The 26,997-nt window shown below is 67.9% G+C and carries 24 protein-coding genes and 2 pseudogenes; 11 read left to right on the top strand and 15 right to left on the bottom strand.

The window, feature by feature from the left end; translation table 11 throughout:
• Positions 1–40: 40 nt before the first annotated feature.
• The 3 genes from ACVCAG_RS23765 to ACVCAG_RS23755 all read right to left on the bottom strand — a co-directional run bounded on the left by ACVCAG_RS23765 (position 41) and on the right by ACVCAG_RS23755 (position 2,138).
• Positions 41–961: a helix-turn-helix domain-containing protein gene (locus ACVCAG_RS23765; protein ID WP_447190300.1), complete on the bottom strand. Its 921-nt coding sequence runs from the start codon at positions 959–961 to the stop codon at positions 41–43.
• 218 nt (positions 962–1,179) lie between these two features.
• Positions 1,180–1,422 (bottom strand): hypothetical protein, encoded by a 243-nt coding sequence (locus tag ACVCAG_RS23760; RefSeq protein WP_447190299.1) that lies wholly within the window; start codon positions 1,420–1,422, stop codon positions 1,180–1,182.
• A 578-nt stretch (positions 1,423–2,000) separates the two neighbouring features.
• Complete coding sequence (locus tag ACVCAG_RS23755; RefSeq protein ID WP_447190298.1) at positions 2,001–2,138, bottom strand: hypothetical protein; 138 nt, start codon at positions 2,136–2,138, stop codon at positions 2,001–2,003.
• Positions 2,139–2,156: 18 nt separating this feature from the next.
• Between ACVCAG_RS23755 and ACVCAG_RS23750 the strand changes: the two genes are divergently transcribed.
• Positions 2,157–3,461, top strand: coding sequence for an alkaline phosphatase PhoX (locus tag ACVCAG_RS23750; protein ID WP_447190297.1), 1,305 nt, complete (start codon positions 2,157–2,159; stop codon positions 3,459–3,461).
• 241 nt (positions 3,462–3,702) lie between these two features.
• Here the strand turns inward: ACVCAG_RS23750 and ACVCAG_RS23745 are convergent, their stop codons facing one another.
• From ACVCAG_RS23745 to ACVCAG_RS23730, 4 genes are all read right to left on the bottom strand, one after another.
• Positions 3,703–3,915 (bottom strand): hypothetical protein, encoded by a 213-nt coding sequence (locus ACVCAG_RS23745; RefSeq protein WP_441116144.1) that lies wholly within the window; start codon positions 3,913–3,915, stop codon positions 3,703–3,705.
• A 26-nt stretch (positions 3,916–3,941) separates the two neighbouring features.
• Entirely contained in the window at positions 3,942–4,397 is a 456-nt protein-coding gene (locus tag ACVCAG_RS23740) for a putative dsRNA-binding protein (RefSeq protein ID WP_447190296.1), read from the bottom strand.
• Positions 4,398–4,745: 348 nt separating this feature from the next.
• A complete protein-coding gene (locus tag ACVCAG_RS23735) occupies positions 4,746–5,504 on the bottom strand; it encodes a hypothetical protein (RefSeq protein ID WP_447190295.1) in 759 nt (252 codons plus the stop codon).
• 14 nt (positions 5,505–5,518) lie between these two features.
• On the bottom strand, positions 5,519–5,779 hold the full coding sequence (locus ACVCAG_RS23730; RefSeq protein WP_440085864.1) for a hypothetical protein: 261 nt from the start codon (positions 5,777–5,779) through the stop codon (positions 5,519–5,521).
• Positions 5,780–6,468: 689 nt separating this feature from the next.
• Between ACVCAG_RS23730 and ACVCAG_RS23725 the strand changes: the two genes are divergently transcribed.
• The 5 genes from ACVCAG_RS23725 (at position 6,469) to ACVCAG_RS23705 (ending at position 8,699) form a co-directional block, all read left to right on the top strand.
• Positions 6,469–6,867 carry a hypothetical protein gene (locus ACVCAG_RS23725; RefSeq protein WP_440085865.1) on the top strand — a complete coding sequence of 133 codons (399 nt, stop codon included), beginning with the start codon at positions 6,469–6,471 and terminating at the stop codon, positions 6,865–6,867.
• Positions 6,867–7,316, top strand: coding sequence for a nitroreductase/quinone reductase family protein (locus tag ACVCAG_RS23720; RefSeq protein WP_440085866.1), 450 nt, complete (start codon positions 6,867–6,869; stop codon positions 7,314–7,316). The genes ACVCAG_RS23725 and ACVCAG_RS23720 overlap by 1 nt, the downstream gene beginning before the upstream one ends.
• Positions 7,313–7,951: a TetR family transcriptional regulator gene (locus ACVCAG_RS23715; RefSeq protein WP_440085867.1), complete on the top strand. Its 639-nt coding sequence runs from the start codon at positions 7,313–7,315 to the stop codon at positions 7,949–7,951. The genes ACVCAG_RS23720 and ACVCAG_RS23715 overlap by 4 nt, the downstream gene beginning before the upstream one ends.
• The gene (locus tag ACVCAG_RS23710; RefSeq protein ID WP_279784616.1) at positions 7,948–8,388 is read left to right on the top strand and encodes a DUF1772 domain-containing protein; all 441 of its coding nucleotides are present in this window, start codon (positions 7,948–7,950) and stop codon (positions 8,386–8,388) included. The genes ACVCAG_RS23715 and ACVCAG_RS23710 overlap by 4 nt, the downstream gene beginning before the upstream one ends.
• A gap of 104 nt (positions 8,389–8,492) precedes the next feature.
• A complete protein-coding gene (locus ACVCAG_RS23705; protein ID WP_440085868.1) occupies positions 8,493–8,699 on the top strand; it encodes a hypothetical protein in 207 nt (68 codons plus the stop codon).
• A gap of 264 nt (positions 8,700–8,963) precedes the next feature.
• Here ACVCAG_RS23705 and ACVCAG_RS23700 read toward each other — a convergent pair whose 3' ends face one another.
• The 5 genes from ACVCAG_RS23700 to ACVCAG_RS23680 form a co-directional block, all read right to left on the bottom strand.
• Positions 8,964–9,278: an immunity protein TriTu family protein gene (locus ACVCAG_RS23700; RefSeq protein ID WP_440085869.1), complete on the bottom strand. Its 315-nt coding sequence runs from the start codon at positions 9,276–9,278 to the stop codon at positions 8,964–8,966.
• Positions 9,272–14,233, bottom strand: coding sequence for a TreTu family toxin (locus ACVCAG_RS23695; RefSeq protein WP_440085870.1), 4,962 nt, complete (start codon positions 14,231–14,233; stop codon positions 9,272–9,274). The genes ACVCAG_RS23700 and ACVCAG_RS23695 overlap by 7 nt, the downstream gene beginning before the upstream one ends.
• Positions 14,230–16,599 carry a LamG-like jellyroll fold domain-containing protein gene (locus ACVCAG_RS23690; RefSeq protein ID WP_440085871.1) on the bottom strand — a complete coding sequence of 790 codons (2,370 nt, stop codon included), beginning with the start codon at positions 16,597–16,599 and terminating at the stop codon, positions 14,230–14,232. Before ACVCAG_RS23690 ends, ACVCAG_RS23695 begins: the two co-directional genes overlap by 4 nt.
• Positions 16,600–16,672: 73 nt before the next feature.
• Positions 16,673–17,161, bottom strand: a complete 489-nt coding sequence (locus tag ACVCAG_RS23685; protein WP_440085872.1) for a hypothetical protein — start codon at positions 17,159–17,161, stop codon at positions 16,673–16,675.
• 1,272 nt (positions 17,162–18,433) lie between these two features.
• Positions 18,434–19,507, bottom strand: coding sequence for a methyltransferase (locus ACVCAG_RS23680; protein ID WP_447190294.1), 1,074 nt, complete (start codon positions 19,505–19,507; stop codon positions 18,434–18,436).
• 433 nt (positions 19,508–19,940) lie between these two features.
• On the opposite strand from ACVCAG_RS23680, the pseudogene ACVCAG_RS23675 reads away from it, so the two are divergent.
• Positions 19,941–20,102: pseudogene (locus ACVCAG_RS23675) on the top strand (IS701 family transposase); the annotation flags it as partial.
• 421 nt (positions 20,103–20,523) lie between these two features.
• On the opposite strand, the gene ACVCAG_RS23670 reads toward ACVCAG_RS23675, so the two are convergent.
• Positions 20,524–23,484, bottom strand: coding sequence for a tetratricopeptide repeat protein (locus ACVCAG_RS23670; protein WP_447190293.1), 2,961 nt, complete (start codon positions 23,482–23,484; stop codon positions 20,524–20,526).
• A gap of 197 nt (positions 23,485–23,681) precedes the next feature.
• Here ACVCAG_RS23670 and ACVCAG_RS23665 point away from each other — a divergent pair, with 197 nt between their 5' ends.
• The 4 genes and pseudogenes from ACVCAG_RS23665 (at position 23,682) to ACVCAG_RS23650 (ending at position 25,248) form a co-directional block, all read left to right on the top strand.
• Positions 23,682–23,807, top strand: coding sequence for a hypothetical protein (locus tag ACVCAG_RS23665; protein WP_440085875.1), 126 nt, complete (start codon positions 23,682–23,684; stop codon positions 23,805–23,807).
• Positions 23,808–23,913: 106 nt separating this feature from the next.
• Positions 23,914–24,376 (top strand): annotated as a pseudogene (locus ACVCAG_RS23660) (IS5 family transposase); the annotation flags it as partial.
• Between the two features lie 96 nt (positions 24,377–24,472).
• Positions 24,473–24,880, top strand: a complete 408-nt coding sequence (locus tag ACVCAG_RS23655; RefSeq protein WP_440085876.1) for a YbaB/EbfC family nucleoid-associated protein — start codon at positions 24,473–24,475, stop codon at positions 24,878–24,880.
• Positions 24,877–25,248 carry a hypothetical protein gene (locus tag ACVCAG_RS23650; RefSeq protein WP_440085877.1) on the top strand — a complete coding sequence of 124 codons (372 nt, stop codon included), beginning with the start codon at positions 24,877–24,879 and terminating at the stop codon, positions 25,246–25,248. The genes ACVCAG_RS23655 and ACVCAG_RS23650 overlap by 4 nt, the downstream gene beginning before the upstream one ends.
• Here the strand turns inward: ACVCAG_RS23650 and ACVCAG_RS23645 are convergent.
• Positions 25,160–26,227 (bottom strand): scabin-related ADP-ribosyltransferase, encoded by a 1,068-nt coding sequence (locus ACVCAG_RS23645; protein WP_447190292.1) that lies wholly within the window; start codon positions 26,225–26,227, stop codon positions 25,160–25,162. The genes ACVCAG_RS23650 and ACVCAG_RS23645 overlap by 89 nt on opposite strands.
• Positions 26,228–26,233: 6 nt before the next feature.
• Entirely contained in the window at positions 26,234–26,773 is a 540-nt protein-coding gene (locus ACVCAG_RS23640; protein WP_440085880.1) for a type VII secretion system-associated protein, read from the bottom strand.
• Between the last annotated feature and the right edge of the window lie 224 nt (positions 26,774–26,997).

The raw sequence follows: 26,997 nt of genomic DNA, 5'->3' as shown, positions 1-26,997 counted from the left end.
TGAGGCCTTCGGCTCCCTCTGGAAAAGGGCAACACCGGGGTCAGCTCAGGGATGCGCGCAACGCGGCGATGAACCATTCGAAGGCGGGGACACCGGGCGGGAACGGCGCACTGCCGTTGAGCACACCCAGGAGCTGCCAGTACCGCTCCACCCGGCGATCGGTGAACATCTCCACCTCGTCGGCCACCCGGCCACGGTCTCCGGCGGGCAGCGCCGGATCCACCAGCTGGTCCAGGATCGCCCTGCCCTTGGCCGACCCGGGGTCGATGCCGGCGGCCACGGCTCTTCCGGCGTGCTCGAAGACCAGGCTGGAGTCGAAGGGCTGTGGCCCGGACTCGTTCCCGGGCGCGGCGCCGGCCACCGCCATCTGACGTACGCGTTCCTGGAAGCCGGTGTCACTCACGAGTACGGCGAGCTCCAGCCAGGCCTCCGCCTGTTCCGGGGTGGGGTCGCCCGGCAGCTCTGCCGGGAGTTGGCGCATTCGGGTCGCGATGTGCGCTCCCGGTGCCTGCGGGTCTATGCCGTCGACCATGCGGTCGACGAACTCGTCGATCATTCGCTGCCGCTCCTGGGCGGACAGGCGGGCCAACTTGTGCATGAGCATCATCTCCTCGGTCGTGCTTTCCTGACGGGTGATCGACCGCAGCACCGCCCGGCGCAGCTGGAGAGAGCGGATCTGGGTGTCCAGCGCCCCCACGTGGGCCCGCGCGACCTCGGCCACTGTGCACTGCCTCGTCAGGATCTTCTGGACGGTGTCGAGGTCCAGTCCCAGTTCGCGTAGCGTTCGCACCAGGTCGAGCCGGACGGCGGCCTCCGCGTCGTACAGACGGTAGCCACCGGCCGACCGGCACGTCGGCGGGATGACACCGATGTCAGACCAGAAGCGGATCGTACGCACCGGCAGGCCCGTGCGGTCAGCGAGCTGTCCGATAGTGAGCAGGTCGTCGCGGTCGTTCACCACAGCACCAGCATCAACCCTCCAGCCGCTGGAGAGTCAAACCGATTGTTCCGGCAACGCGTCGTGGGGATCTTGGTGTCCCTCGCGGGAGGCGCCGCCGGGTGTGGCCCGCCCGAGTTCGGCGAGGGCGGAAGCGGTCGCCGCGTCGGCCGGAAGGAAGGCCTCCATCCGCAGCTCGGCGACGGTGACGTCGACCGCGGTCCCGAAGTGGGTCAGCGTGGTCAGCAGCCGAAGCTCGGCGTCGCCGAAGCGAAGCCGCAGCGGGACCGCGAAGCCGAGATGATCCGGTCTCGGTCGCCGCGCAGGCGATCGGGAACCCGTTTCGTGAGCTCAGTGACCAACGCCTCAAGCCGTTCATCGGGATTGCGCGTTGCCTCCTGCCGGACATGGTCGATCACGTGCCAGGCCCATACGTCCAGATTGACGATCCGGGGTGTCGGTAAGACTGGTGCAACCAGGTACATGCGTTGGCGTTATGCCTGCTCAGTGCCTCGTCAGTGAAGGGCGCCGACCTACAGAAGGCATGTTCTATTCTATGAACTCAGCCCGGCTGAGCTGGGCGAACGTGCTCGTTTGGGCCTGGTGACACGATTCTTACCGACACCCCATGCAGCGCGACGCGGCCGCCACCCGAGCCCCTCGTCCGGCGGCCGCCGCTTAACCATGGCCGACCGCGCCGACCGCGCACCTCAACGGCCGGATGACCGCGCGCGAGCGCTCACCCCGCCCGCGGACGAACGGGTGTACGCGGCATCGGCCGTGTCCGCTTCACCACCGGTGTCATCAGGCCGCTTCGTCGTGAACCGACTCCTGGGGCCGGGGCACGGCGTCACCCGCCCCGTCCGGCGGCCTCCGGCCGGAACCGCCGGGGAAGCCCTCGGCCGCGCGTGCGTTATCCACCCAAACGCCCCGAACACCTGGACAGGGGCATGATCAGCCCTAATTCTTTGCCTCGATGTCGCCGTTCCATCACATGGATGAAGTGTTCACGTCGGTCCGCAGGAGTTGGTTGATAAGTCGTCATGGTTGTTTTGAACAGGAGTTAGCCCAGGTGTCTCCTTCTCGTCGTACCCTCCTCACCGGCGGTGCCGTCGGTGTAGGTCTTGCCGTCGCCGGTAGCCTCCCGTCCCTGGCCCAGTCCCACCCGGACCGGCTCCGCCCGCCAGCCGGGAGCGGCCACCCGCCCTTCCCGCCGCTCGTGGACGACCCCGACGGCATCCTGGCCCTGCCCAAGGGCTTCAAATACTCCGTGGTCACCAAGACCGGCGTCACTCGGCTCGACGGCGGCCAGGGAACGACCCCGTCCGACCACGACGGCATGGCCGTCTACGACGCCGGCCGCGACCGTTACACCCTGATCCAGAACCACGAGATCGACCCGGGCGCCGAGTTCGGCGTACCGCACGTCAAGGGCACTGTCTACGACCCCGGCGCCGTCGACGCCGGTGGCTGCACCGTAATCAGGACTGACCGCGCGGGCCGCAACCACGGCGAGTTCGTCGCCCTCTCCGGCACCATCGCCAACTGCGCGGGCGGGCCCACCCCGTGGGGGACGTGGCTGACCTGCGAGGAGGCCGAGGAGCGGGCCGGGGATTCCTGGAAGGAGAACGGCAAGTCCGGCATCTTCCAGAAGGACCACGGTTACGTCTTCGAGGTCTCGGCCGACGGCAAGGCGGACCCGAGGCCGATCAAGTGCCTGGGCCGCTACGCCCACGAGGCCCTGGCGATCGACAAGGACCGCACCAAGATCTACCTCTCCGAGGACGCCGACGGGCCCAACGGCCTCTTCTACCGCTGGACCGCGCCCCGCGGCGTCAAGCTCGGCCCCGGGGTGCTCACCCGCCTCGCTCCGGACGCCGGCGTTCTCGCTGCGATGCAGATCATCATGGATGACGGCTCGGTGCTGCCGGACGTCGCCTACCTGACCTCCGCCCAGCTGGGCCGCCCCTTCCCCGTACGGTGGATCGAGGTGCCCGAGCGCGACGCGCGGACCAAGACCGTGCGCGAGCAGTTCGCCGACGGCCAGGTTACCCGCGGACGCAAGTTCGAGGGCGTGTGGGGCACCGACGAGGGTGTGTACGTGGTCAACTCCTACGCGTGGGACGAGGGTGACCTCCCGGCGGACGCGGCCCCGCACGACGGCATGGTCTGGTTCTACAACTACCGGGCCCAGACCATCCAGCTGGTGACGTACTTCCCGCACCAGACCGCGTCGGAGGAAGGCACGCCGACCAAGTACAGCGACCTCACCTTCGACGGCCCGGACAACGTCACCGTCACCCCGTGGGGAAGCCTCGTGCTCGCTGAGGACGGCTCGGGCGCCTCCCACGTGCTCAGCTCGATCCCGGGCGGCCCGACGTACGCGATCGCTCGCAACCAGCTCAACGACTCGGAGTTCTGCGGCCCGACCTTCACCGCCGACGGCAAGGTGCTCTTTGTCAACATGCAGGACCCCGGCCTCACCCTGGCCATCACGGGCCCCTGGGAGAAGTATTTGGGCTGACGAGCCCGATCGACCGGCAGAGGGTGCGGAGCAGCTCGGTCCTGGCACGTTCGGTCCCGCCAGAACAGGGTCCTGACCTGCCGGGGCGGCTTCGCGCTGGTCGACCGCCTCGAGTCCTGGATCGAGCTCGACCTCGAGGGTGCCGTTGAACGCCTCGGCCGCCGCGTTGCCGGGCGCGCGGCCCGCCCGGCCCGTCGACCGGACCGCGCGCAGACGGTTCGCCGACCTCTCACCGGGCACCTCATGAACGGCGGACCAGTGCGCGAACGCTGACCGCGAGCCCGACCAGGCACCAGGCCAGCAGCACCACCAGGTCGGGCCAGTTCACCCCCTGGCCGCCCGACACCAGCCCGGCACGCAGCAGGTCGCGCGCGGGCCGGAACGGGAGCACGTCGTGCACCGCCCTGAACCAGTCAGGCAGCTGACTGGCCGGGAAGGTGATCGGCGAGAACACTGGAGCCCCGCCCGCAGCCGACACCGTCACGCCGTGTCGAGGCCGGTCAGCAGCGCGGCTGCGGCCGCCGCCCGCGCGGCCCCCTTGCTGGCCCCGCTCCCCTGGCCGCGCACGGGCGTGTCCGTGGCGAGCAGGCGGGTGGCGGCGGCCGCGGTGAAGGCCGGGGCGTGCGAGGGGCCGGTCGATTCCACCGTCCAGGCGACCGTCTCGATGCGGCCCTGCTGGGTCAGCTCGTTCAACACGCTCACCGGATGACGCTCCCCCGAACCCACCCCGCCTGACGACCCCGACGAGCTCGCCACCAGCGCGGCCGGGCTGATCTGGATGCCCGCTTCCTTCAGCCACGTCTTCAGCGTGAAGGTCTCCACATTCAAGCTCTCGGCGGCCTGGCGGATCGTCAGCCCGCCCGAGAGCAACGTCTGGGCGACCTCGACGACGCGGGCGCGTTCGCGGCGCCGGTCTTCTTCGGTGGGCAGGTCCATCCGGGCGGCGTGCTCGGCCGCCCCGGCCGGCCTCCAGCATCTCCCCGGCGCGCACCAGGCAGGCGACGCTGCAGTACAAGCCGAGGCGGATGTGGCGGCCCTTGCCGCCTGGCGCGCGCTCCAGCAGATACCAGCCCGCCGGCACCCATACCCCGCGCTCGGCGCGCTGGCAGATCCGGCAGAAAAACGACCGCTCACTTTCTTGGTGGCCACCGCGGGTGGCGGCCAGGCCGCCACGGCGGCGCGAGGCCGGAACCCGATGCTGCTCGTCGCTACTCACGGCCCCCCACCCTGCCAGAGCGGCTCCACCCCCGAGCGCGGGCGCTCTAGGTAGTCACGGACCGGGGCTCACGAAATGTCTCTTCGCGGGCCTCTCAACTTGATCACCGTGAGGACGCTCGTGGACATCGTCGCCAGCCCTAGGGTGATGGACAGGCCGACAGCCGATGCGTAGTCCTCCAGTCCGCCAGCGCTCCACGCGTAGAGGGGCGTCATGATCGCGTAATAGACGACGACTGCGGTGGCCGTACCGATCACCCACACCCGAAGCCGTGTTCCGCCCCGCACCTGTACCTGCCGCGCACCGTCCTGGAGTCCGACGCCGATCGCGCCCGCCACGGCGAACCGCGCAACCCGGCCGAGGAACTGCACCGCGCCCTGGACGCCTACGCCGCCACCCTGCAGGGCGACCGCGCCGACACCCTCCTCACCCCCGAGCCCGAACCGATCGCCGCCGTACGGGCCCGCGAACTGGCCACCATCGAAGCCGAGACCACCCAGGTCGTGGCGAAGGCCCGCGAACTGGTCGCTATCAAGGCCGAGGCCGCCCAGTTCGTGGCGCGGGCCCGCGTGGCGCTGGAGGAGGTCACCCGCCCCGATCGCCCGCACGGCCTGCTCAGCGACGACGCCCTGCACGCCCGCATCACCGCGACCGCCGCCGAAGCGACGACCCTGGCCGAGCAGGTCGCCCAGCAACGACGCCACGAGCGCGAGGAGGCCGACCAGATCGCCGCCATCCGCGCCCAGGTGAAAACCGAACTCACGGGCGAGCGCGACCGGCTGGCCCTCGCCCTGGACCAAGCGCAGGTCGCCGGCGACCGGCGCCACGACGCCCAGGAGGCCTACCAGCGCGCCCAGCAGCGCGTGGCCCAGCTGCAGGCGGCGCTGGCCGAGAAGAACAGCGGGCTACGCGCCCTGTTGCCCAGCAGCCAGCGCACCCGGCTCCAAGAGCAGCTGCAGGAGGTCTCCCAGGCGATGACCCGGGCCGCCGCACCCCGGCCGCAGCCCAGCGGGTCCGCACCCGAACCGCACAAGCCCGCGAACGCACCGAAGCACAACAGCGCCAGGCCGCTGCCCGGGCCGCCAGCCGGACACCTTCTCACCGGCCACCCACCCCCAAGGGCCCCAGCCAGGGGTTCGGCAGGTAAGCGCGAGCGCGGCGGGACGGAGCGTTCGGAGCCTGCCGCGGGCGCGCCCGTCAGGGCACGGTCGTCGCGGCCCAAGGGGGGCGCGCAGGGGGGCGCGCGGCGCGCCCCCCTTGATTTCGCGTCGTCCCAGGTCAGTCAGGATGTTGGGAGGGCCGGATCGGATGAGGTAACCGGTCTGGAGCCTGCCCGTTGTGGGCGGGGCGCTGCGCTGGGCCCGACGAAGGCTGTCGGCCGGCTTCCCCGGGAGCAGGACGGTGGTCGTCGCGGCCCGAAGTATGGCGGTCGGCTCCGCGGCCCTCAAGGCCACGGAGCCTCGCTGCGCTCGCCCCGCGGCCTTGACCGCCGCAATCGCCGACCGCCTTACGGGCCACCCCGACGACCACGCGGCCCGAAACGAGGAAATGAATCTACGTCGCAAAGGCAGGAGGATGGCACAGTCCCCTGCGCTTCACAACGGGGAGAAAGGCCTCCGGGGAGGAGCGGACCGGGTTTTGGCGCTAGGAACGCGATCTTGATGATGATTCGGTGACGGCAGGCACTTGCCCTGGTTGCGGGCCATGGCCGACTCGGCCACGGGCCCGCGCTGCAGAAGTATGCTAACGTGCGTTACTATAACGATCGTTAACCTACTTGGAGGGGGAGCAGTGCTGGATCAGCTGGGACGGGCGCTCGCCGCGGAGGACGCCACTGCCGTGTCCGTGGTGCTGGCCGAGGACGTCACTCTGCGGGTCGCGGTGCACGACGAGCCGATCGAGGGGGTCGGTGCCGCCTCTCACGTCATCGGGGCTGTGCTCGACGGGGTGCTGCACGACATCGAGGTGTCGGCGACCATCGGCGGCGTCGGCGACACCTCGGTTCTGATGTTCAGCGCCCAGGTCGCGGGCCACCCCGGCCGGGCCGACGGGCTACTCGTCGCCCGCCAGGACCGGGACGAGCGGATCTCGGATCTCACGGTGTTCGTCCGGCCGCTCGCGGCGTTGCAAGCGCTGGCCGACGAGATGGGGCGGCGGCTGGGTGTGCCGCGCCCCGGCGGTGTCGTCTGATGGCCACCCCATCGCTGCGCAACTGGATCCCGGCCGCGATCCTGTCCTCGCCGCTGCACCCGGTGATGAGCCGGAGGAGTCTCCTGCTGAGCTTCACCGGGCGCCGCAGCGGCGTCCGCTACGTCACCCCCGTCAACTACCTCCAGCGTGACCGCGAGCTGCTGATCACCACGAAGGGGGGGTGGTGGCGCAACTTCGACGGTGGGGTGCCGGTGGAGCTGCGGCTGCGGGGCCGCCGGGTCGCGGCGGTGGCCGAGGCGGTGCGCGAGCCCGCTGTTGTGGCCGAGGCGCTCACCGCACTCGTGCGTGACCACCGCGCGTACGGGCGCTGGGCGCAGGTCCGGGTCGGCGCGGACGGCACCCCGGACACCGCAGACGTACACGCGGCTATCGCGAGCGGCCGGGTTCTGGTCCGCGTGCTACTGGACGGCGAGACCATCACCCCATGACCGCAACGCACCGCAGGCGCCGTGGCACCGGGCACGAGCTGCGTGAAGTGGTCGTCCGGGTGGCCGCCGACCTGCTGGCGCAACTCGGCGACGCCGACGCGCTCACCATGCGGGCCGTCGCCGCCGCCGCAGGCGTCACCGCACCTTCGGTCTACCGGCACTTTCCGGACAAGGAGGCGTTGCTGCGTGTTGTCATCGCCGAGCGGTTCGCCGAGTTCACCGAGCAGCTCGAAAGCGCCGCCGTGTCCGCCGCCGGCGACCCCGTCGCGCGGCTCGAGGCGATCGCCAGGGCGTACGTCCGGAGCGGCTTGGAGCAGCCGGGGCATTACCGGGTGCTGTTCAGCGCCATGAACGCGGGCCCGGCCGGGCTGGGGCTCGAACCCGGCGCTGCGCATCCCGGCGCGGCCTCCTACAAGGTGCTGGTCGACGCGGTCAGCGCGTGCCTGTCGCCCGCCCGCCGCGGTGCGGCGTTCGTGCTGGCCACAGAGTTGTGGGCTTCCCTGCACGGCGCCATCGACCTGCGCATCACCAAACCCGACATGCCATGGCCCGAGCCCGATGCGCTGATCGAGACGGCGTTGACCGCTGTGCGGACCGCGTCGTCGCCCGGGCCACTACCCGCGGAGTCGCCGTGAACCTGCTCGTCTTCGTCACGCTGGCCGTCACCGGTTTCGTCGCCTGTTCCGAGTTCGGCTCCTATGCCTTCGTCCATCCGGTGTTGCGCAACTTGCCCGGCACCGAACGCATCGCCGTCGAGAAGGGCCTGCTCAAGACGTTCGGGCGGGTCATGCCGGTCGGGATGACGCTGTGCGTGGTGCTCGCGGTGGCCGTCGCGATCGAGGGCAGCGGGCCCGGGTGGCTCGCCTGGTCCGCGGTGGTCGCGTTCGCCGTCGCGGTGGGGTTCACCGTCGCCGTCAACGTCCCGATCAACATCGCCACCGGACGCTGGGATCCGGCGAACCCGCCCGCCGGATGGGAACGGACCCGTCGCCGTTGGGAGTTCTTCCAGGGCGTGCGCTCCTGGCTGCTGCTGATCGGTTTCGTCCTGGTCTGCGCGGCGGGCACCGCCTGATCAGCGCGCGGCGGCTGCCAGCACCACAGCCCGTTGTCCCGACATGTGGCAATTCAGGGCATGCGCTCGTCCCTACCACGTCAAACGTGAATACGGAGTCAGTCATGGACTTCTCTCGAATCACCGGCATCGCCGCCCTCGGCTTCGCCATCACGATCGTCCTCGCTAACGCGATCATGGTGCCCGCCGGTCTGCCGCTCACCGGTGCCGAGATCGGCGAGGTCAACGCGTTCTTCGGCACCGAGGGCGAGGTCGTCACCATCGCGTCCGCCCTCACTCCCGCCGCCTGGCTACCATCGCCGCCGAGGTGAAGGTCTCCATTGGCGTCGTCCGCAAAACCCTCACAACCGCCCGGACCGAGACCGAACCCGCCGCGATTGTCGCGGCCGCTGAGGGCACCCAGGGCTCCCCTGACGGCCACCCGACGCGTGCTCGTGGCCGACCAGGATCGTGACCTTCTCCTTGTCCTGGAAGAGGTCGAGGAACTGCTGCTGACGCAGGGGTCGATACCCCGCCGACATGAACGGCGGGCATCAGCTAATGACTATGAGATAATTTAATTCTGAATTTACTATCTACGAAGCGCCTCTAACCCATCCCATAGTAACATTTAGTGCAGCCTCTAGATCTTGTGTGGATTGAATATTCCGATACTCGGGGGTAATTTGCCCCGAATCGATATCGGCAAAGCTGAGCTCGGCATTACCGTCAGTCCAGACGATAATCTCACTTAGTTTCTTTGCGGCATCGAAGATCAGTTGAATCGATTGTGGATCCCGATTTTCGGGCGATTCATTAATCTCAAGGTCGATTGCGTTGCTGCGGAGAATCTCGCCTTTCTCGGAAGCCCAAGCCTTTACGGAATCTAGCAATTCTATCCCTCTCAGCATGGCGAACCACCGAGAGTGATGTTCTTAGCTGGAGGAAGATTAGGAATCGGTAGGCCTTTCCTTGCGGCGACCCGTGCATCGAACGAATTAGGTCCGGCCATCTTGTAGTCACCTGGTCTACCGCCTGGGACAAGAGTCGAGCGTGGCACGTCGAACTCTACGTATACAGAGCCTGGCCAGGTGGGTTTATACGCATCCTTGCTCGGGGGGTGAACAACATAAGATCTGTCGCCAGCGCCAGACTGTACCATTCCAGTTTTCATCATGGCCTCATATTCCGCTGGCGACATCCAACGTCCGACCCTTGCCATGTCGTCATCGGGATCGCCACCTCTTGTGTTATGTACGAGAATAGCTTGGTCGCCTGCGACCACGTAGTAGGTGTGAATGTCGTCGACGGTCAGGTTGTGTACGTGCCGTGCGGTGGTCCACTTCTTGATCGCGGCGATCTGAACATGCGTACCCGCTGAGGTTTGCAACCACATGCCAGGCTGAAGTTCGCCAGCGTCAATCCATTCGCGCAGAGAGGGAACCCAGAAGGGGTGCTTGTCTGTCGCGGTGATCGCGGCGGTGGCGTCACCTCGGCCGCGGTCGATGTCCACAGTGAGCTTGACGAGGTCCTTGGTGCCTTCGCTTGAAATTAGGATGGTGACGGCCCTGGCCTCAGTGCGCCCGGTCTCGGGGTCGGTGGCAAGCACGTATTCGCCGACCTCGACGTCTTCAATTGGCTTTTGAGTGCCGTCGGCCATCATGACGAGGGTGCCTGCTATGAAACTGCTGCCCCCCTTACAGGGGTTAGAGGGCAGACCCTTTCCTGCCTTTCCAACTCGGGGAACACGCGGCCCTCCGCCTTTTACGGCTCCAGACGCTAATTGATTTGTGAACCAGCAAACGTCGAAGGCCATCCCTTCAAGGCCGGAGCATGGTTCTTTGGTTATGAATTCTTGGCCGTCTCCATAGCCGTCTTGGAATGCTTCGGTGCCCGTATCCCCGAAATGAGGACGATTACATGGTGGATGGTCCCAGCAGGGGTCATAGAGGGTTGTCGCATCGTTAATCCCAGAGATAAGCCCGTCAAGCCAGTCCCAAAAATCTCCGTCGGGAATGCTGGGGGGTAGCGGGGGTTCTACGGGAGGCGGGGGAGTGGTGGAGATCGGTGGGGTGTAGTCGACCGGTTCGGTGTTGCGGCCTGGCCCGGAGTCTGGAGGGTTGTTCCAGTCGGTTCCGCCTCCTCCTCCACCGCCGCTGTCGACCGTATTGATAACGATGGTTGTGGGGCCACGGTCTTTCGGAAAGCCGAGCTTTTCGTATATGTCCTTCTTAGGCAGCTGCGGCTTCGGTTCGGGGGCCCTCTTTGGGGGCGGCTTAGTGCCTTTCTGATTTTTGTCCTTATCGTTGTTCGGGGGCTGGGGAGGGTTTGGCGGCGGGTTGTTGTTCCCATTGTTGTTGTTCGGGGGTTTGTTTTTTCCAGAATTTGGAGAGTCGGGTTTCCCGCCGTTCTTCCCGTTGTTTTTTCCGTTGTTTCCGCCCGAGCCGCCCGAGTTGCCTGATCCGCCGCTTTCCCAGCAGCCAGTTGCTGTGCCGACAGGGCCAGGTACACGAGCCAGCGATTTCGCGGCGTTAGCGGCGTCTTGGGCGTCCCAGTCGTCGTCGCAGTGGATGTCTGGCGGGTCTTGGCCGCTGGGGTCGTCATAGACCAGGGGGCTGGCATTGGCGTAGGTGTAGCGGTTGGCCTTGATGGAGGGATCAGGGTGCAGGGTGGGGGTGTCGCGGGAGACAAAAGCGCCGGTGCCGGGCTGGTACCAGCGGGCGTGCATGTTGACCTTGCCGGTGTCAGGGTCGGTGTATTCACCCTGGTAGCCGAGAGTGCGTTGGGTGCCGGCGTGGTGGGTGGGCTTGCCGAAGGGGTCGTAGGCGACCGAGTCAACCGGCGCGGTGGCGGAGAAGGTGGCGACCAGGTCGCCGTGCTGGTCGCTCATGGTGGCCAGCGCCGGCCCGGCGCCCTCTTGGAGGCTGAGCAGGCCGCCGGAGGGGGCGCGGCCATAGCGAGCCAGGGTGGTGTTGGCGCCGTCGGCGATGGTGGCGATGTCGTTGCTCAGCCCTGAGTAGACGAACCGCCGCTGATCGGCGCCCTTGGTACGGGAGGTCACCCGGCCCAGCGCGTCATATCCGTAGCTGGCTTCGCCGTCGGAGATGAGCCGGTCGAAGGCGTCGAAGGCCAGGGCGCGGGTGGTGCCGGCTTTGGTTTCGGTGGCGGTGGTGCCGCGGGGGGTGTAGGTGTAGTCGGTTCCGGCGCCGGAGATCAGCCGGTTGCGCTGGTCGTAGACGAAGGTGTCGCTGCCGGCGCCGGTGCGGTTACCTGAGTCGTCCCAGGTGTAGGCGGTGGTCGCGCCGCCGGGCGCGGTCCAGGAGGTCAGCCGCCCGGCATGGTCGTAGCCGTAGGTATTGGCTCCGGCGCCGGCGGTGCCGGTAGTGGTCTTGCTGGTGAGGTTGTCGTCCTTGTCCCACCCGTAGACGATTTTCGCCAGTTCGACACCGGAGCTGTTCTTCACCGTCTGGGAGGCAGGCCGGTTAAGAGCGTCATAGCCGTAGGTCTGCGTGTTGACCGGGCTGGCGGAGGTTTTGCTGGTGAGCCGGTCGGCGTCGTCGTAGCCGTAGGTCCAGGTGCGCCCGGTCACCGGGTCGGTGGCGGTTTTGAGCCGGTCGGCGACATCCCAGGTGTAGGCCGCGGTGCCGGTCGGGTCGACGCGCTGGGTGGGGTTGCCCGAGGCGTCGTAGGCGTAGGTGGCGACCTGGTTGGTGGCCTTGGACACCTTGGTCAGCAGGCTACGGTCGTTGTACTCCAGGCTGTAGTCGCCGACCGCGGTGACCCGGTCAGCGCTGTCGTAGGTGAAGTTGCGCTCAGGCGTGGCAACCGAGGCGCCGCTGCCGGTCTGTGTGGTGAGCCGGCCCAGGTGGTCGAAGGTGCGGTCGATGCGCACCCCGCCCGGCTGCAGGGTCGCGGTGGTGTTGCCGGCGGCGTCGTAAAGGCTGGTCCAGGTCCGATCGGCCGCGTTCGGGTGGGCGCTGGTGGCGGGTTCGATGACGGATTCGACCAGGCCGAGACTGTTGTAGGTGGTCCAGGTGGCGTTGCCGCGCCCGTCGGTGGTGCGGGTGCGCGCTCCGGTGGCGTCGTAGCCGAACGTCGAGGTGATCGAGGTGCCGGCCGCGACCGGCTCGACCAGGGAGGTCATCCGGTGGGCGGCATCGAAGGTGCGGCGGGTGATGCGCCCCTCACCGGAGGTGGTGCTGGTCGCGTTACCGGCCAGGTCGTAGCCGAACCCGAAGGTGCGCACCACCGTGTCGACCGTGTTGATTTTGGTGAGGTCTTTGGCGGCGATCTGACGGCCGGCCAGGTCGTATTCGGCCTCGGTGGCATTTTTCAGCGGGTCGGTGACCCTCACCGTGCGGCCCAGGATGTCGTAGCTGAAGGTGGAGGCGTGTGTCAGCGGGTCGGTGATCGAGGTGGGCTGCCCGGCGGCGTTGACCACGTAATTGGTGGTCTTGGTAGTGGAGCCAGGGCCAGGGGCGACGGTCTTGGTGAGGTTGTCGGCGGTGTCGTAGGTCAGCTTGGTGGTGTACGCCGCGGTGGTGGGTGTGCGTTCGATCTGCGTCGCGGTGATCTGACGGCCCAGATCGTCATAGGTCGCCTCCGTGCGGGCGCCGGTGGGATCGACCGCGGCCAGCTGCTCGCCCCGCAGGTCGTATTCCGCCGTCCAGGCGCCGCCGGGCCCCGACGGGCCCGGGTCGGTCACCTTGACCGCACGGCCCAACGCGTCGTAGGTGGTGGAGGTGACGTAGGTGCGCTCGTCGGTGACGCTGGTCAGCTGACCGGCCGCGTCATACTCATAGCTGATCTTCGGGATCAGCGCGGCCCCGCCCGGCGGGGTGTAGGAGGGCGACGTGGTCGAGGTCAGCCGGCCGGCCTTGTCGAAGGCGGAAGTGAGGGTGCGGCCCTCCCCGTCGACGGCGTGGGTGGCCAGGCCGGCGCTGTTGTAGCCGTAGCGCACCGCGGGCCGCCCGGCGGACGCTGTCGCGTTCTTCTCGATCGTCACCTGCGGCGCCTTGGCCTCCACCAGTCGCCCGGCCAGGTCATAGCGCATCGTGGTGGTGAAGTCCGCCGCCGTGGCACCGGAGGCGTTACCGCGCGGGTCGGTCGTCGCGGTCAGCAAGCCCCGGTCGTCGTAGGTGCGGGTGGTGACCAGGTCATCGGCGCCGTTCTCCACGGTTTGCCGGTCCACCAGGCCCAATGCGTTGTAGGTGTAGGTGGTGGACTCGGTGCGGGCACTGCCCGCACCGGTGAAGGTCTCCTTGGTGATGTTGCCGGCCGCGTCGTAGGTGTTGGCCTGCAACACCACATCCGTCGCAGTCGTCGACTCATTAAGCCGCACATCATCGCCGATGACCTCCGACAGGCGGTTGTCGGCGAAGTAGGTGTAGCGGGTTTTACGGCCCATCGCATCGGCTCGCCCGCCCAACCGTCCCCCGTCGTCGTAAGAGCGCGCTTCCAGCACCACGTCCTGGGCCGGTTTCGGGGCCAGCGGGCTACCGGTCCAGTTCTTGATCGTCGTCGAGGCCAGCTCACCGCGCTTGGTATAGCCGTAGGTGAAGACGGTGCCCAGCTGATCGGTCAACGACACCCGCGCCCCCGTGTTGTCCCACGTGGAGCGCGTCATCCCGCCCTCGGGGTCGGTGACCGTCTCCACCCGGCCCTGGGCGTCATAGGTGTAGCTGGTCGTCCGCGCCGCATCGCCGCCGGTCAGATCGGCCACCGTTTCGGTGAGCGGGTCGCCGTCGGCGTTGTAGGTGTAGGTGGCCTTGGCGGTGTGGGTGACGTTGGTGACCTCGTTCTTCACCCCCGGCGCGGTCTGCGTCAGCAACCGCCCGGCCCCGCCGTAGGTGAACGTCGAGGTCACCCCCCGGCAGGGTGGGCCGCCGACACCTCGGTACGCGAGGTCACCCGGCCCAGCGCGTCATAGCCGAACTTCACGACCAGTCCTGATGGGCTGGTCTGCTCGGCCAGGTCTCCGGCGGCGCTGTAGCGGTAGGTGATCTCCTTGTCCCTGGCGTCCTTCACCGACTCCATCAACCCCGCCGGGGTGAGACCACCACCGATCGCGGGCTCGGTGCCGTCGGTATAGGTGGTACTGGTCGAGCGACCGGTCGGGAAGTCCGGGGTGGCGGGGGTGGTCTTCTTGGCCACCTCCCCTTGAGGGGTGTACTCCCACTTGGTGGCGTAGGTGGCGTCGAAGGAGTGGGCGGAGCGGGCGTCGCGGCTGACGGTTACCTGGTCATTGCGCGGGTCGAACTCATCGCTGGTGTTGCGGTAGAACTCCCGGTAGGTGTTCTGACAGCTTCCCGCTGCCCGGCAGGTTTTGACCTGGATGGGGTTGCCGTGTTCGTCGTTGAGTTGCTCGGTGATGACGCCGTTGGGGTCGGTGATCTTTGTGGTGAAGCCGCCGGTGTCGTAGACGAGCTTGGTGACCTTCTGCAGCTGGTCCGTTCGGCTGACCGGGCGGTGGTCGCGCCAGGCGTCGTGAACGTATTTGAGGGTGTTGTTGTTGGGGTCGGTCACCGAGACCGTCATCAGCTCGGTGAGGTTGACGGAGTCGAAGGAGTAGATGGGATCGCCGAGTTTCCAGGTGCCGCCGTGCTGGTCAACATGGGTGGCGACCCGGTCGTTGGCCGGGTCGTAGGTGGTGGTCATCCACTGGCGCCCCGAGGGCAGCGTGATCGTACTCAGCTTGAACGGTGCTTCGGCTCGGGCGGCGTAGTGGGCGCTGACCTGGGCGGGGCTGAGCACCTGGTCGTAGACGGCGACCTCGTCGATGGTTCCCTTGAAGCCGAATTCCGTGGGATCAGAGCGGCCCGGCGGGGAGCCGGGCAGTGATGAGGTGGCGGCGCCGCTGCCGATGACGGTGCTGCCCATCCAGCTCATCGACTCCACCCCCATGTTGATCGAGCCGGCGGGGGCGCCGTCGACATACAGCTTCGTCACCCCGGCACCGGCGGTGATCACCGCGTGGTGCCATTGACCGTCGTTGACCACCTGCGCTGAGGTGACGGGGGCAGGGGTGCTGTCCATCGTCGATTGCAGTTGCCCGCGCAGTTTGCCGTCAGTGCCCACATACAGGCCGGGAACCCCATGCCACAGCAAGGCAGGGTTCCAGCTGTTGCCGGCCCAGAAGATGAAGCCCGAGTCGGTGGTCTTGAACCACGACTCCACCGACATGCTCTTGCCCAGCTTGGGAAACACTCCCCAGTGCTCGATGCCCGAGTTGGTGCCGCTGCCTTGAAAGTTGGCAGAGGCGTTCGTGGTCCCGCTCAGCGCGCCGGGCTTGCCGGTCTGTACCCCCGAAGGCAGGGGATTGCAGCCGTTTTGGCCGCTCTCGTCGGGAAAACAGGTGTAGGTACCTACTTCGGGATGGCTGAAGGTGCGGGCCTCGCCCATCCGCCAGTACCCCAGCGGGCGGTCATCGAGCACAACCCCCCGATAGCGCGACCCGGTGGTGTAGCCGTCGGCGGTGCAGTTGGGCGCCGCCACCGGAGCACAGACCTGGCTCAAGCGCTGCGCGTCGTAGGTGTAGGTCCACCGTAGCGGCTGGCCATCGACCGGGGCGGTGGACACGGCCGTGACGCGATCCCCGCTCCAGGTGAAGGCCAGGGAACGCCCGCCGGGGGCGGTGACCGTAGCCAGCTTGCCCCCCGCGTCATAAACCAGGCTCTGCGCGCGGCCCCGGCTGTCGGTCAGCGTGCTCAAACGCCCCTGAGCGTCAAAGATGTAGGAGGTCGACGCGGAATCCTTCAGCCGCCAGCCGCCGCCGGAGACGGTGGCCAGCGTGGCGTTGACGCCCGGCGGAGGCTGAAAGGAGGTGATCCCCCCGGCGGTGAGTTTGTGCGCGAAGCGCAGCCTGCGGCCGTCAGGGTAGGTCACCAGCAGCGACTGCGGGGTGCCTGCCTCGGGCTGGATCTTCATGTCGAACCGGGTCGACCAGCCGGCCCCGAACATCCCGTCGGTACGCGCATCAAGACTGTTGTAGGAGCGCACCACCGACAACGGCGGGCCCGCGGTAGCAATGGAGGCGTCGGTGAAGGTGGTGGTGTAGTTCCCCGCGAGCTGGTGGAACTCCTGGCCGTTGGCGCCGCGGGTGGCCAGCTGGGAGCTCACCACGGGCTGGCGCACCGCGGTCAGGAAGCTCAGATTCGACAGGGTGCCGGTCTCCTGGGTGGTGGTGTCGCGGATCGTCACCTCCCACACGTACGTCTTGCCCCACTTCAGCACCCCCGCCGGTACTTTCCACCCGGCGTCGACCCAGTATCGCCATTCCGACAGCGTGCAGGTGGTGGCGTTGCCGTCAGACCTTGTACCGGTACTCGTAATACGGCCCTCCCAGGCCGCCGTTGTAGCCGTAGGCACGCAACTCCGGAGTGAGGGTGTCCACCATGGATCGATCATCGGGGTAGTAGCTCGCGATCGTCATGCCCATCAACGACGCGCTGTCACGAGCCTGCGGCAACAACACCCCCGAGCCGGGCTTGCCCGGAGAGGAGCGGGTGAACTTCTTATCGGGCACAACATCTTTGGCGTCAACCGACAACGCCCCCGCAGGCCTCTTCCCGCTCTTGGCGGTGTCATCGGGCGGGGAAGTCTCGGCCACTTTCGCCGTCGTCACCGTGGCCGCCGAATCGACCAGTGATGGAAAGCTTGCCGCTGAACCCGTCAACTGCTCAGGAGTGACCGGTTGGCCACCAACGAGCACGACCGGCCGCATCACAGTCGAAGCTGAAGCAGGAACTGCTTGAAACAGCAGCAGACCCGGCATCGCCGCGGCGATAACCGCCACCACCTGCCAGGCTCTACAGCCGACTGGACGCGGTCGCGACAGACTGCGGCGCATACGCCGTCACCCTCCGAACAAGTCAGCGCGAGAGCCAACCGCTCCCGCGTTACCCCAGCCCGCCACCAGGCCCGCAGCGGGGCCGGGGTCGACGGTTCGGAGCGCGCAACAAGCAAACGATCAGAAATTACCCATAGATCACTTAAGCGCGCAAGATCTCCATAAGGAGGAAATAAAGGCTGTAAAGCCACGTTTAACATGAAGTCATCCTGTATACGTACACGTCCGGCCTCTTTGGGTGACCGAACCTAAACACCTCAATGCGACACAGAGGAAGTGTGCGGTGACGTTCCGCTCAAACGGTCAGGTCTGCGGCCCGCCCGGGCGAGGCTGCTCCCGGGCCGCCTTCGCCGTCGCTCATTTCGTACGGGTCGCGGCATGTCCGGATGTGGACGCGGGTGAGGGTCTCGCGTGAGCCAATGCTCCCCGGATAAGTCGTCTTATCCGGGGAGTCTCGGTATGATCTCCCCGGATAACCACCGGGCAGGGGCCGGGCTAACGCCGGAAAAACTCCCCGGATAATAAGGAGAGGGGTCTGGTGGGTGACCGTGAGCGCCGACGATCCCGCACCCTCGCGCAGGACTGTCGGCCGCCGCGCGCCCACCCGTACCTGGCGCTCCCGAGACCGTCGATCTCCTCGGCGACCTCGTCGATGTCGGCGAGCCGACCGCGGAGTACTCCTACATCCGCACCGCCGACAAATGGCGCGACAACCCCATGCGAGGAATCGGCCTGTGACCCCGGTGCGCGTCCTTCGTGGGCCGCCGCGCGACAGGGCGCGATCCAGACTGGGCTGGCCCTCGGCGCCGGGATTGGCGCCGCGATCACGCTGATGCTGGCTTTTCGCCGTCAGCGCCACCAAGAATTGGCCACCCTCATCACCGCACACGACGCAACCGAACGCCAGGTAACCGAGCTGTACACCAAAGCTGTCGAGCAGCTCGGTAGCGACAAGGCTGCGGTCCGGCTAGGCGGGCTATATGCCCTGGAGCGTGTCGCCCAAGACAACCCCGGGTCGTGATCGCCGACGTTTCTCCAGGGTGCCACGAGCGTTGCAGGTGCGAGTCCGCAGCTCAGAAGCGGTCAGGATGACTCTAGCGGACGCAACACCTGTGGTGCACACAGCCAGATCCGCAGATCACTCGCTGGGCGGCCGTCCAAACTTGGGCGCCCAGGACTCGACGCCCGCTCCATTGCCGCATGGTGTCTACCACCGTTTCAGATCCTCCAGTCAGGGTCGGGAACACATTCGATGAGCTGGCACCGCCATCCGGCGGCGGTGATGGTTTCGATCGTGAAACCGGCGCGAGCCAGCAGGATGACCCATTCGTCTTCAGTGCGTTCGTTGCCGGTCAGCAACAGGCTGATGAACAGGTCATAGGTCTTGGTCCAGTGCGTGGCACCCGCCGCGGCGAGGACCTGCTCCGCAATCAGGAGCCTGCCCGTGGGAGGTAGGGCTTGCCGTACCCGCTGCAGGATGCGGACGGCGTGCGCGTCGTCCCAGTTGTGCAGGACCCGGGCCATGATGTAGACGTCACCTCCGGCGGGCACCTCCTGGAAGAAGTCGCACTCCTGGAGGTCGCAGCGATCGGCGATCTCCGCCTCGGCGAGGACGGGCCCGGCCTCGGCGAGGACGTGAGGCTGCTCGCACAAGGTCGCTTTCAAATGCGGGCTATCGGTGAGGAGAGCGGCCAGCAGCGAGCCGTTGCCACCGCCCACATCCACGACGCTCGCGGCTCCCGACCAGTCGCGCCGGAGCACGCCGTCAACGAACCCACTGCTGGTGGAAGCCATCGCCGCGTCGAACATCCGCCCGGCTTCGCGATCTTGAGCCAGGAGTTCGAAGAACGTCCGCCCGTGTGCGGCGCTGAACGCCGCCCCTGATGCCCCCGATGTCACGACGTCGTCGATGTGCTGGGCGGGGGTGAAAGCGTAGTCGCAGACGAAACGGATGTAGGGGGCGATGTTGCCCGGGACTGATTCGCGAAGAGCCGGAGTGAGCGCGGTGGCCGCGAAGACGTTTCCCGGCTGCTCCTGAAGGATTCCCGCCGACGATAGACAGCGGAGCAGTCGCACTGTCGCGCAGACGTCGAGCCCGCATTGGCTAGCGATCGTCTCGGCGCTCACCGCCCCGTCGGCGAACCGTTCGGGGATGCCGAGTTTGATGGCGGTGTTCATGCTCTGCGCCCTGACAAATCCTAAAAGGATGTCCATGACCTGGGCGGCTTGCTGCTCCATTGCTCCACCTATCGTGAGGAGTTCAGCGGGACTGCCGGGGGTACCGTCGATCACCGCGCTCTGATCGACGCGGCCGGCATCGATTCGCGCGGGTCGTGATCGACGGATGGCTGCCGGGATCGAGCACTACAGTCGGCCTTAGCTCAAGCCGCTGCGGGGGGTAAGCCACGCGTGGCTACGACCCCGCTGTCTCGGGGCTCTTCTCGTCGGCTTTCCGACGATAGGCATTCGGACGAAGTCGCGGGAACACCACAATGCGCCGAGCGCGAGCGGTCCGCCTGACCCCATAGACGGTCCCCATGAAAGACGCAAAGACTTATAGCGTGCGTCGCTTTATTAAATTTTACATCGTTTGTTTGTTGTACATGATGCGATTAGACTTGTTTGTTGCCTATGAGTATGGAAAATCTGCCAGTGACGGGTACTACATTCGTAGATCTTGATTCGTTTGGCTCGCTACGGTACGTAGTTGGTCCATCGTCGGTGTGTGACGTGTGCTCTGACCTACGATCGCGTCGTGTCCTGGGATACGGAACTGACCGCGCTGACCACGCGCATCGCCGGCCCCCTGTTCACCCGGCCTGAACCACGCGAGGCCTTCGCCGACCTGGTGTGCGCCCTGCTGGCCGACGTGCCACACAAGAACTCCTGCTACCAGCTCAGTGGATAACGACGTCCCGAAGCGCGGAGAACCCGGGACGGAACTCAGTGGATAAGAAGGCGTGATGCTGTTCGGGGGTGCCTGTCACGTCCGCAGTGGTCCCGGAACCGTCCCGTATGGGGGCTCAGTAGCAATGGAGCAGAATCCAACGGTGTTGCTGCTGACCTGCGGGAACTCCTTGAGAAACACGATCACGGGACGGCGGGTCCAGCTTCCATCCACGCAGGTCAGACCCATATCCGTTGGATTTTCCGCGATTGCTACTGGGACCCCCTCACCTACCGAGGTTGCCGACCTGGTCGACCGTGCCCTGGACTACTGACGACGAGACGATGGGAACGGTTGCGTTGAGCCGGCGATCGATACGGAGCTCAAGAACACCGTGTGATCGCCTCCGCTGCCTGGCCGTCTATACGAGTCCCGCCTGCTCCTGCCAGTACGCCAGGTGGCCTCGGGTGGTCAGGGTGTTGGGGTGGTCGGGGCCCAGTACCCGCAGGTGGTCGGTGAGGAGGTCTTCGAATGCGGCGGCCGCGCCTGCCGCATCCCCAGCCTGCCCCCGCCAGCGCGCCAGGTGGCCTCGGGTGGTCAGGGTGTTGGGGTGGTCGGGGCCCAGTACCCGCAGGCGGTCGGTGAGGAGGTCTTCGAATGCGGCGGCCGCGCCTGCCGCATCCCCAGCCTGCCCCCGCCAGTACGCCAGATTACCTCGGGTGGTCAGGGTGTTGGGGTGGTCGGGGCCCAGTACCCGCAGGCGGTCGGTGAGGAGGTCTTCGAATGCGGCGGCCGCGCCTGCCGCATCCCCAGCCTGCCCCCGCCAGCGCGCCAGATTGCCTCGGGTGGCCAGGGTGTCGGGGTGGTCGGGGCCCAATACCCGCAGGTGGTCGGTGAGGAGGTCTTCGGTTGCGGCGGCCGCGCCTGCCGCATCCCCAGCCTGCCCCCGCCAGTACGCCAGATTGCCTCGGGTGGTCAGGGTGTAGGGGTGGTCGGGGCCTAGAACCCGCAGGCGGTCGGTGAGGAGGTCTTCGAATGCGGCGGCCGCGCCTGCCACATCCCCAGCCTGCCCCCGCCAGTACGCCAGATTGCCTCGGGTGGTCAGGGTGTTGGGGTGGTCGGGGCCTAGAACCCGCAGGTGGTCGGTGAGGAGGTCTTCGGTTGCGGCGGCCGCGCCTGCCACATCCCCGGCATCTCCCCGCCAGCGCGCCAGGTTGTTGCGGATGGTCAGGGTGTTGGGGTGGTCGGGGCCCAATACCCGCAGGTGGTCGGTGAGGAGGTCTTCGGTTGCGGCGGCCGCGCCTGCCACATCCCCGGCATCTCCCCGCCAGCGCGCCAGGTTGTTGCGGATGGTCAGGGTGTTGGGGTGGTCGGGGCCCAATACCCGCAGGTGGTCGGTGAGGAGGTCTTCGGTTGCGGCGGCCGCGCCTGCCACATCCCCAGCCTGCCCCCGCCAGTACGCCAGGTTGTTGCGGGTGTTCAGGGTGTTGGGGTGGTCGGGGCCCAATACCCGCAGGTGGTCGGTGAGGAGGTCTTTGAACGCGGTGGCTGCGCCTGCCGCATCCCCGGCCTGCCCCCGCCAGTACGCCAGGTTGTTGCGGGTGTTCAGGGTGTCGGGGTGGTCGGGGCCGAAAAGCTGGATGGCGGTGGCATGCAGCCGGGTGTATTCGGCGACGGCTGCGTGAACCTGTCCACTGTCGCCGACGCTGCTCGCGGCGCGAAACAGGATCGGGTGTGCCTCATCGTTCCATTCCCATAGGGCGGTGCCGGTGAGGGTGCCCAAAGTGGTGGTGTTGACGCACAAGACAGGCCCGGCCTGATCACGTTCGACATCCGGCCAGACCTCCAGCAAGGCATCGGCGGCGATACGCGCGACGGCGGCCACCTGGGCACTGGAGAAGGTATCGCGGGTGGCGCGCTGGATGAGCTGGTGGACCCGCACCTCCTGAAAAGATGCGGTGGGGTCGTGGTCGATAAGGCTGAAGCGGTGCAACACCCGCAGCCCGTCGCGGGCGTCGGCAGCCAACACCTCCCTCGTGGCCCGTGGACGTCGTTGGGTTGCCAGGTAGGCCAGCACCGGGGTGCTGGTCAGTGCGGCCTGCGGGATGCCGTTCGGATCCAGCAGAGCTGCTACCTGCAGCAGGGGCCGGGCCAGTCCGGCGGGCCGGGCACGGTCGGCGCGGTCGATCGATAACGACCAGGCCGCGGCCACGATCGCGGGGTGGTCATCGGGCAGAGCGCCCTGCTCGGGGACCACCTCGGCCAGGGTGCGGCGCCGATCGGCCAGCCGCTCCCGATAGCCGGCGCAATCCAGGCCCGCGTCGACCAGGTAGGCGGCCGCCTGCGCCAGCGCCAGCGGCAGATATCCCAGGTCGGCGGCGAGCGCGTCGATCTCGGTGTCGCTGTCGATGCGGTCGTGAACGGCGAGCTTGGCGCTCAGGTAGGCGCGTGCCTCAGCCTTGGCGAACACCCCCACCTCCACCTCCCGGCGGCCTTGGGCGGTCAGGGCCGCGTCCCGGCGTCGGGTGGTGACCACCACGCGCCCAGCTGCGCCCGAGGGCCACAGCTCCCGCACGTCGGCGGGGTCCTGCACATCGTCGAGCACCACCAGCCACGCCGCCGGCGTGGTCTGGGCCCAGGTGAGAAACCGCCTGGCGGCCCGTTCGACGTCACCGGGGTCAGTGGGCAGACCGAGCTCAGTGGCGGCCTGGGCGTAGCCGGCCAGGATCTGCAAATGGGAGGTCGCGCTCACCCATACCAACACCTCCACCTCCTGTCGCTGCCACGTCCGGCGGGCGTAGGCGGCGGCGAGCTGGGTCTTGCCGATCCCGCCCATCCCGGCCAGCACCTGCGAGACCACCACCGTCCCACCGCCGGCGGCGGCCTCGGTGAGCCGGTCGGCGATCTCGCGGGTCTGGAAGCAGTCCGCGGCCCGGGGCACCACCCCCACCCAGCACCGCACCGGCTCGCTCTCCACCTTCTGCACGGTGGGGGCCGGCGGGTGAGGAGTGGGGGGACGCCCACCACGCCCACGGCCCTGGCGGCGCTCGGCCCGCGCCCGCTGTCGAAGCTCCTCCCACCACGCGTCAGGCGGCGCACCATAAGTGGGGGATTTCTGCCGGGCGCGGCCGCGCAGGAAGACGATCAGCCAGTCGGCGACCTTCCGGTCAGATGGGACGTTGCGGCCGTTGCGCCAATCACTCCACGACGTGGACGTCACCTTCAACGGCGGCCGCTGCGCGGCCGCCTGCCGCTGGATCATCGCGCCGTCCGGTGCGCCGGCGGCTTGGTGCAACGCCCGGAGCGCGGCGGCGTACCGGCCGGTCGCATCCACCGCACCGGCTGCCCCTGTCGCGTCCGTTGAATCGCTGGAGCCGCTCACCCTGCTACCTCTCGTACATCCGGATCCGGATCGAAACCATCCGGAAAAGCCACCCATCACCCCATTCCCCGAGGTCTCCCACCCTGCCCGCCCCACCGCGCCGATGCGAGCGGATCCGGAAAACCCTCCGAAGAGGCTTGATGAGGGCACCGTCCCGGGCGAGCAGCGCCTGGGGCACGCGGTAAGGAGAACCGCCCATGATCGACCGCCCGTTCCTGCGCCGCCTGACCCGCGCCGCCCTGGCCGCCGCGGTACGCAGCGCCGCCGCAGCCGTCGCCTCGGCCCCCATCGCGCTGACCATCTGGTGGATCACCCACCGCTAACCCGACCGCCGCATCCCGTCCGCCCCGGTCCTGGCCTCCGCCCTAAAGCGGAGGCCAGGACACACTTCGGGTAGCTGTCTGGCGTCGTTGGGGGCGAGTTACTCGACGGTTAGTGTCTGCTGGTTCAGGTCGAGGAGGACGGGCCGGCAGCAAGCACCACCTGATCACCGACGCCACCGGCATCCCGCTCGCCGTCATCTTGACCGGCGGCAATCGCGGGCGATGTCACTCAGTTGATCCCGCTGCTGCAGGCCATCCCGCTGGTGCGTGGCAAGCGTGGTCGGCCTCGCCGACGGCCCGATGTCGTCCTGGCCGACCGCGGTTACGACCACGACAAGTACCGCAAGCAGGTATGCGCCCTGGGCATCCGCCCGCTGATCGCCCGACGCGGTACCGAGCACGGCTCTGGCCTGGGGAAACAGCGCTGGGTCGTGGAACAGGCCTTCGCCTTGCTGCACCACTTCCGCCGGTTGCGCATCCGCTGGGAAGTCCGCGACGACATCCACGAAGCCTTCCTCAGCCTCGGCTGCGCACTGATCTGCTGGCGCCGCCTCAGCTCATTGTGTTAGCAGCTCTAACTCCCGTACCAATCCTCCTCACAGGCCCTCACGAACCGTTCACCCCGATGACACTTCGCCGTAGGCCGCCGTCCCTACCCTCGACCCGTGGCCGTGAATTTCGAGGATTTCGATCGGTTCCTGGACGAGGCCAGGCGCGGGCTCGACGCGTTGGGAAAGGAGCCGCCGCCGAAGGAGGAACCGCGCGGCGGCGAGGGGCGGGCCGCGGACGGGCGGGTGTCGGCGACGGTCTCCCCGCAGTGCCGGCTCACGTCGCTGAAGGTCGATCCGCGCATTATGCGGATGGGCTCACGCGAGCTGTGCGACCTGATCATGGTCGCCGTCAACGCCGCGCTGGACGACCTGCGCGCGAACATCGAGGCCGGACACGAACACGTCGACGTGGCGGCACTGGCCCGAGCGCTGGAGGGCGTCCAGGACGCGTCCATGAGGAAGATGAACGCCCTCACACACGAGATCGGCGATCTCGCCCGCCGGATCGAGAACCGCGGATGAAACCCCTGGACGTCCACCCCTCCAGCCTTCGGACGGCCTCCGGCGGGCTGGGGGAGGTGCGAGACGATCTCGCCGCACGCGCTCACGACGTCGGCGGCTCGCCGGCCATGTTCGGCACCGGGCCCATCGGCGGTCTGGTCGGCGGGCTCTTCGGGCAGACGGTCGAGGCGATGCTGGAGTCGCTGGAGTCGGTCGTGGCCGACCTGGGGGACGCCGAGCAGGCGCTGGGCCGGATGGACGTCGGGTACCGCCGGGCCGAGCAGCTCGGCGAGGAGGCCGTCAGCCAGGCCGTGCGCGAGGATTGTCCAGCCACTCGCCCACCGTCATCTCCCCCTGGCGGGACATCTGGTACGGCCGGGCCCGCGTGATGTGATCGGGGGCGACGCCACCGGGAAAGACGACCTCGTCGTAACTGGAGTTCGGCAGCCGGATGCCGGTGCCGCCGGGCGTGCTGACCTCGTACACCCAGCCCTGTGACCCGTACTCGTGCCACCACCGGTGGATGTCGCGGTTGTAGCTGGTGCCGACGAAGGCGGAACTCCTGGCCCGCTCGTCCAAGAAGGCGACGTAGCCGTTCAGGTCGGTGTTGGCGGGATTCCTCGGCTGCAGCCCCTGGGAGAAGATCTCGTCGGGGTGACGGGTGTCGGACCGGTAGAGGGGACGGTCGTCTGTGCGCCAGACCGGCCGCGTACCGGGGAGGAGGGAGTCGCGAAAGCGCGGCCGGGGCCGGATCGCGGAGACGTCGACGTGGCGGTTGGCGGCGACCTTGAGGGGGTCCCAGTCCGCCGGGCGGCCACGCAGGCGGCCGACGCCGCCGCGCAGGAGCATGACCGCCCGCTTGAGCGGGTCGACCACGCCGCGCGAGAAAAAGCGGGCGACCTCCTCCAGCAGCCGGCGCAGGGCGGCGCGGGTCGCGGCCGTACGCGCGGCGACGGCCACCAGCGAGGCCGCCGGGGACATCACCGCCGTGGCCATGGCGCGGGTGACGGCGATCAGCAGCGCGACGAGCTGGGCGATCACCCCGAGCTTCCACAGCAGCACGATCGAGGCCGCGCTCAGCAGGGCCAGGCCGACCAGCTCCAGGGCGTCGGCCAGCCGGTTCAGCCGGTCGGCCGGCGCGCTTCGCCGCGCCCACGAGCGGTAGGCGTCCACGCCGTCGCCGGAGTTGCGCTCCCACACCTGGCTGTGATGAGCCTCGGTGTCCTGCGCGGAGCGCCTCAGCCGCGCCGAGAGCATCACATAGCGTGTGCCCTGCGCACGGATCGCGTCTTCGTCGGAGTCCGGCCAGACGACCAAGCCGGTCCAGGCGAGCGGGACGGCCAGCTCCTGCGGCAGCTGAAGGGACATGGCCGGTCAGCGGCCGCGCGGTCGGGGGACACGGATGCCCGCGCGCCCCTGTGCGTTGAGCGCGAGATCGACGCCCTCGGGCATGAAGCCCACCAGGTCGACGCCGCGCAGCACCCGCCGGCCCGACACCCCGGCGGGAAGGTCCTTCGGCAGATGGGCCCAAGAGGTGTAGGCCATGACGACTTTCGTGTCGTACACCGGGATCCTCCCGTCGGGGCCCGTGTCCACGAAGACCTCCGACTCCAGCAGGAGCGCCATGAGGTCTTCGCCGTCCGAATAGCCGGTCACCGCCAGCTGGACGGCGGCGTCGAGCGGGTCGGACGGCTCCCCGAAGCCCAGCGACACCGGCGAGGGCCGGTAGCCGGGGTTGGGGGTGAACTCCTCGCTCACCTCGCCGCGCTCGTCGATTCGCCACGCGCCGATCACCCCGTACGGGGGGACAGCGCCGTCCGGGTCGAAGAACGGGTCGACGGCGTACAGCCACCGACCGGGCGTCGAACGCGCCTGGGCACGCATGGGGCCGGTGAGCGGGGGAGGCGCGGACACGATCGGCAGCCTACTTGATCGTTACTTCCCGCTGCGGCGGATGTTCGGCCCGCCACCAGCCGTTCGGCTGCAGGTCACTCACCGCTCACCTTGACGTCTCCCCGTGGGTGGCCGGCGCAAGGACGACTGGCTATGAAGGTGGATCCGAGAGCCACGTGTCGGTCGGTTTGAGAGCCATTTGCTGATCAACTGCCTTGGAGTGTTAGTGAAAAAGAGAGCCATGC

It is taken from the genome of Streptosporangium sp. G12 (assembly GCF_052983175.1).
This window is presented reverse-complemented; position numbering and strand designations above follow the sequence as displayed.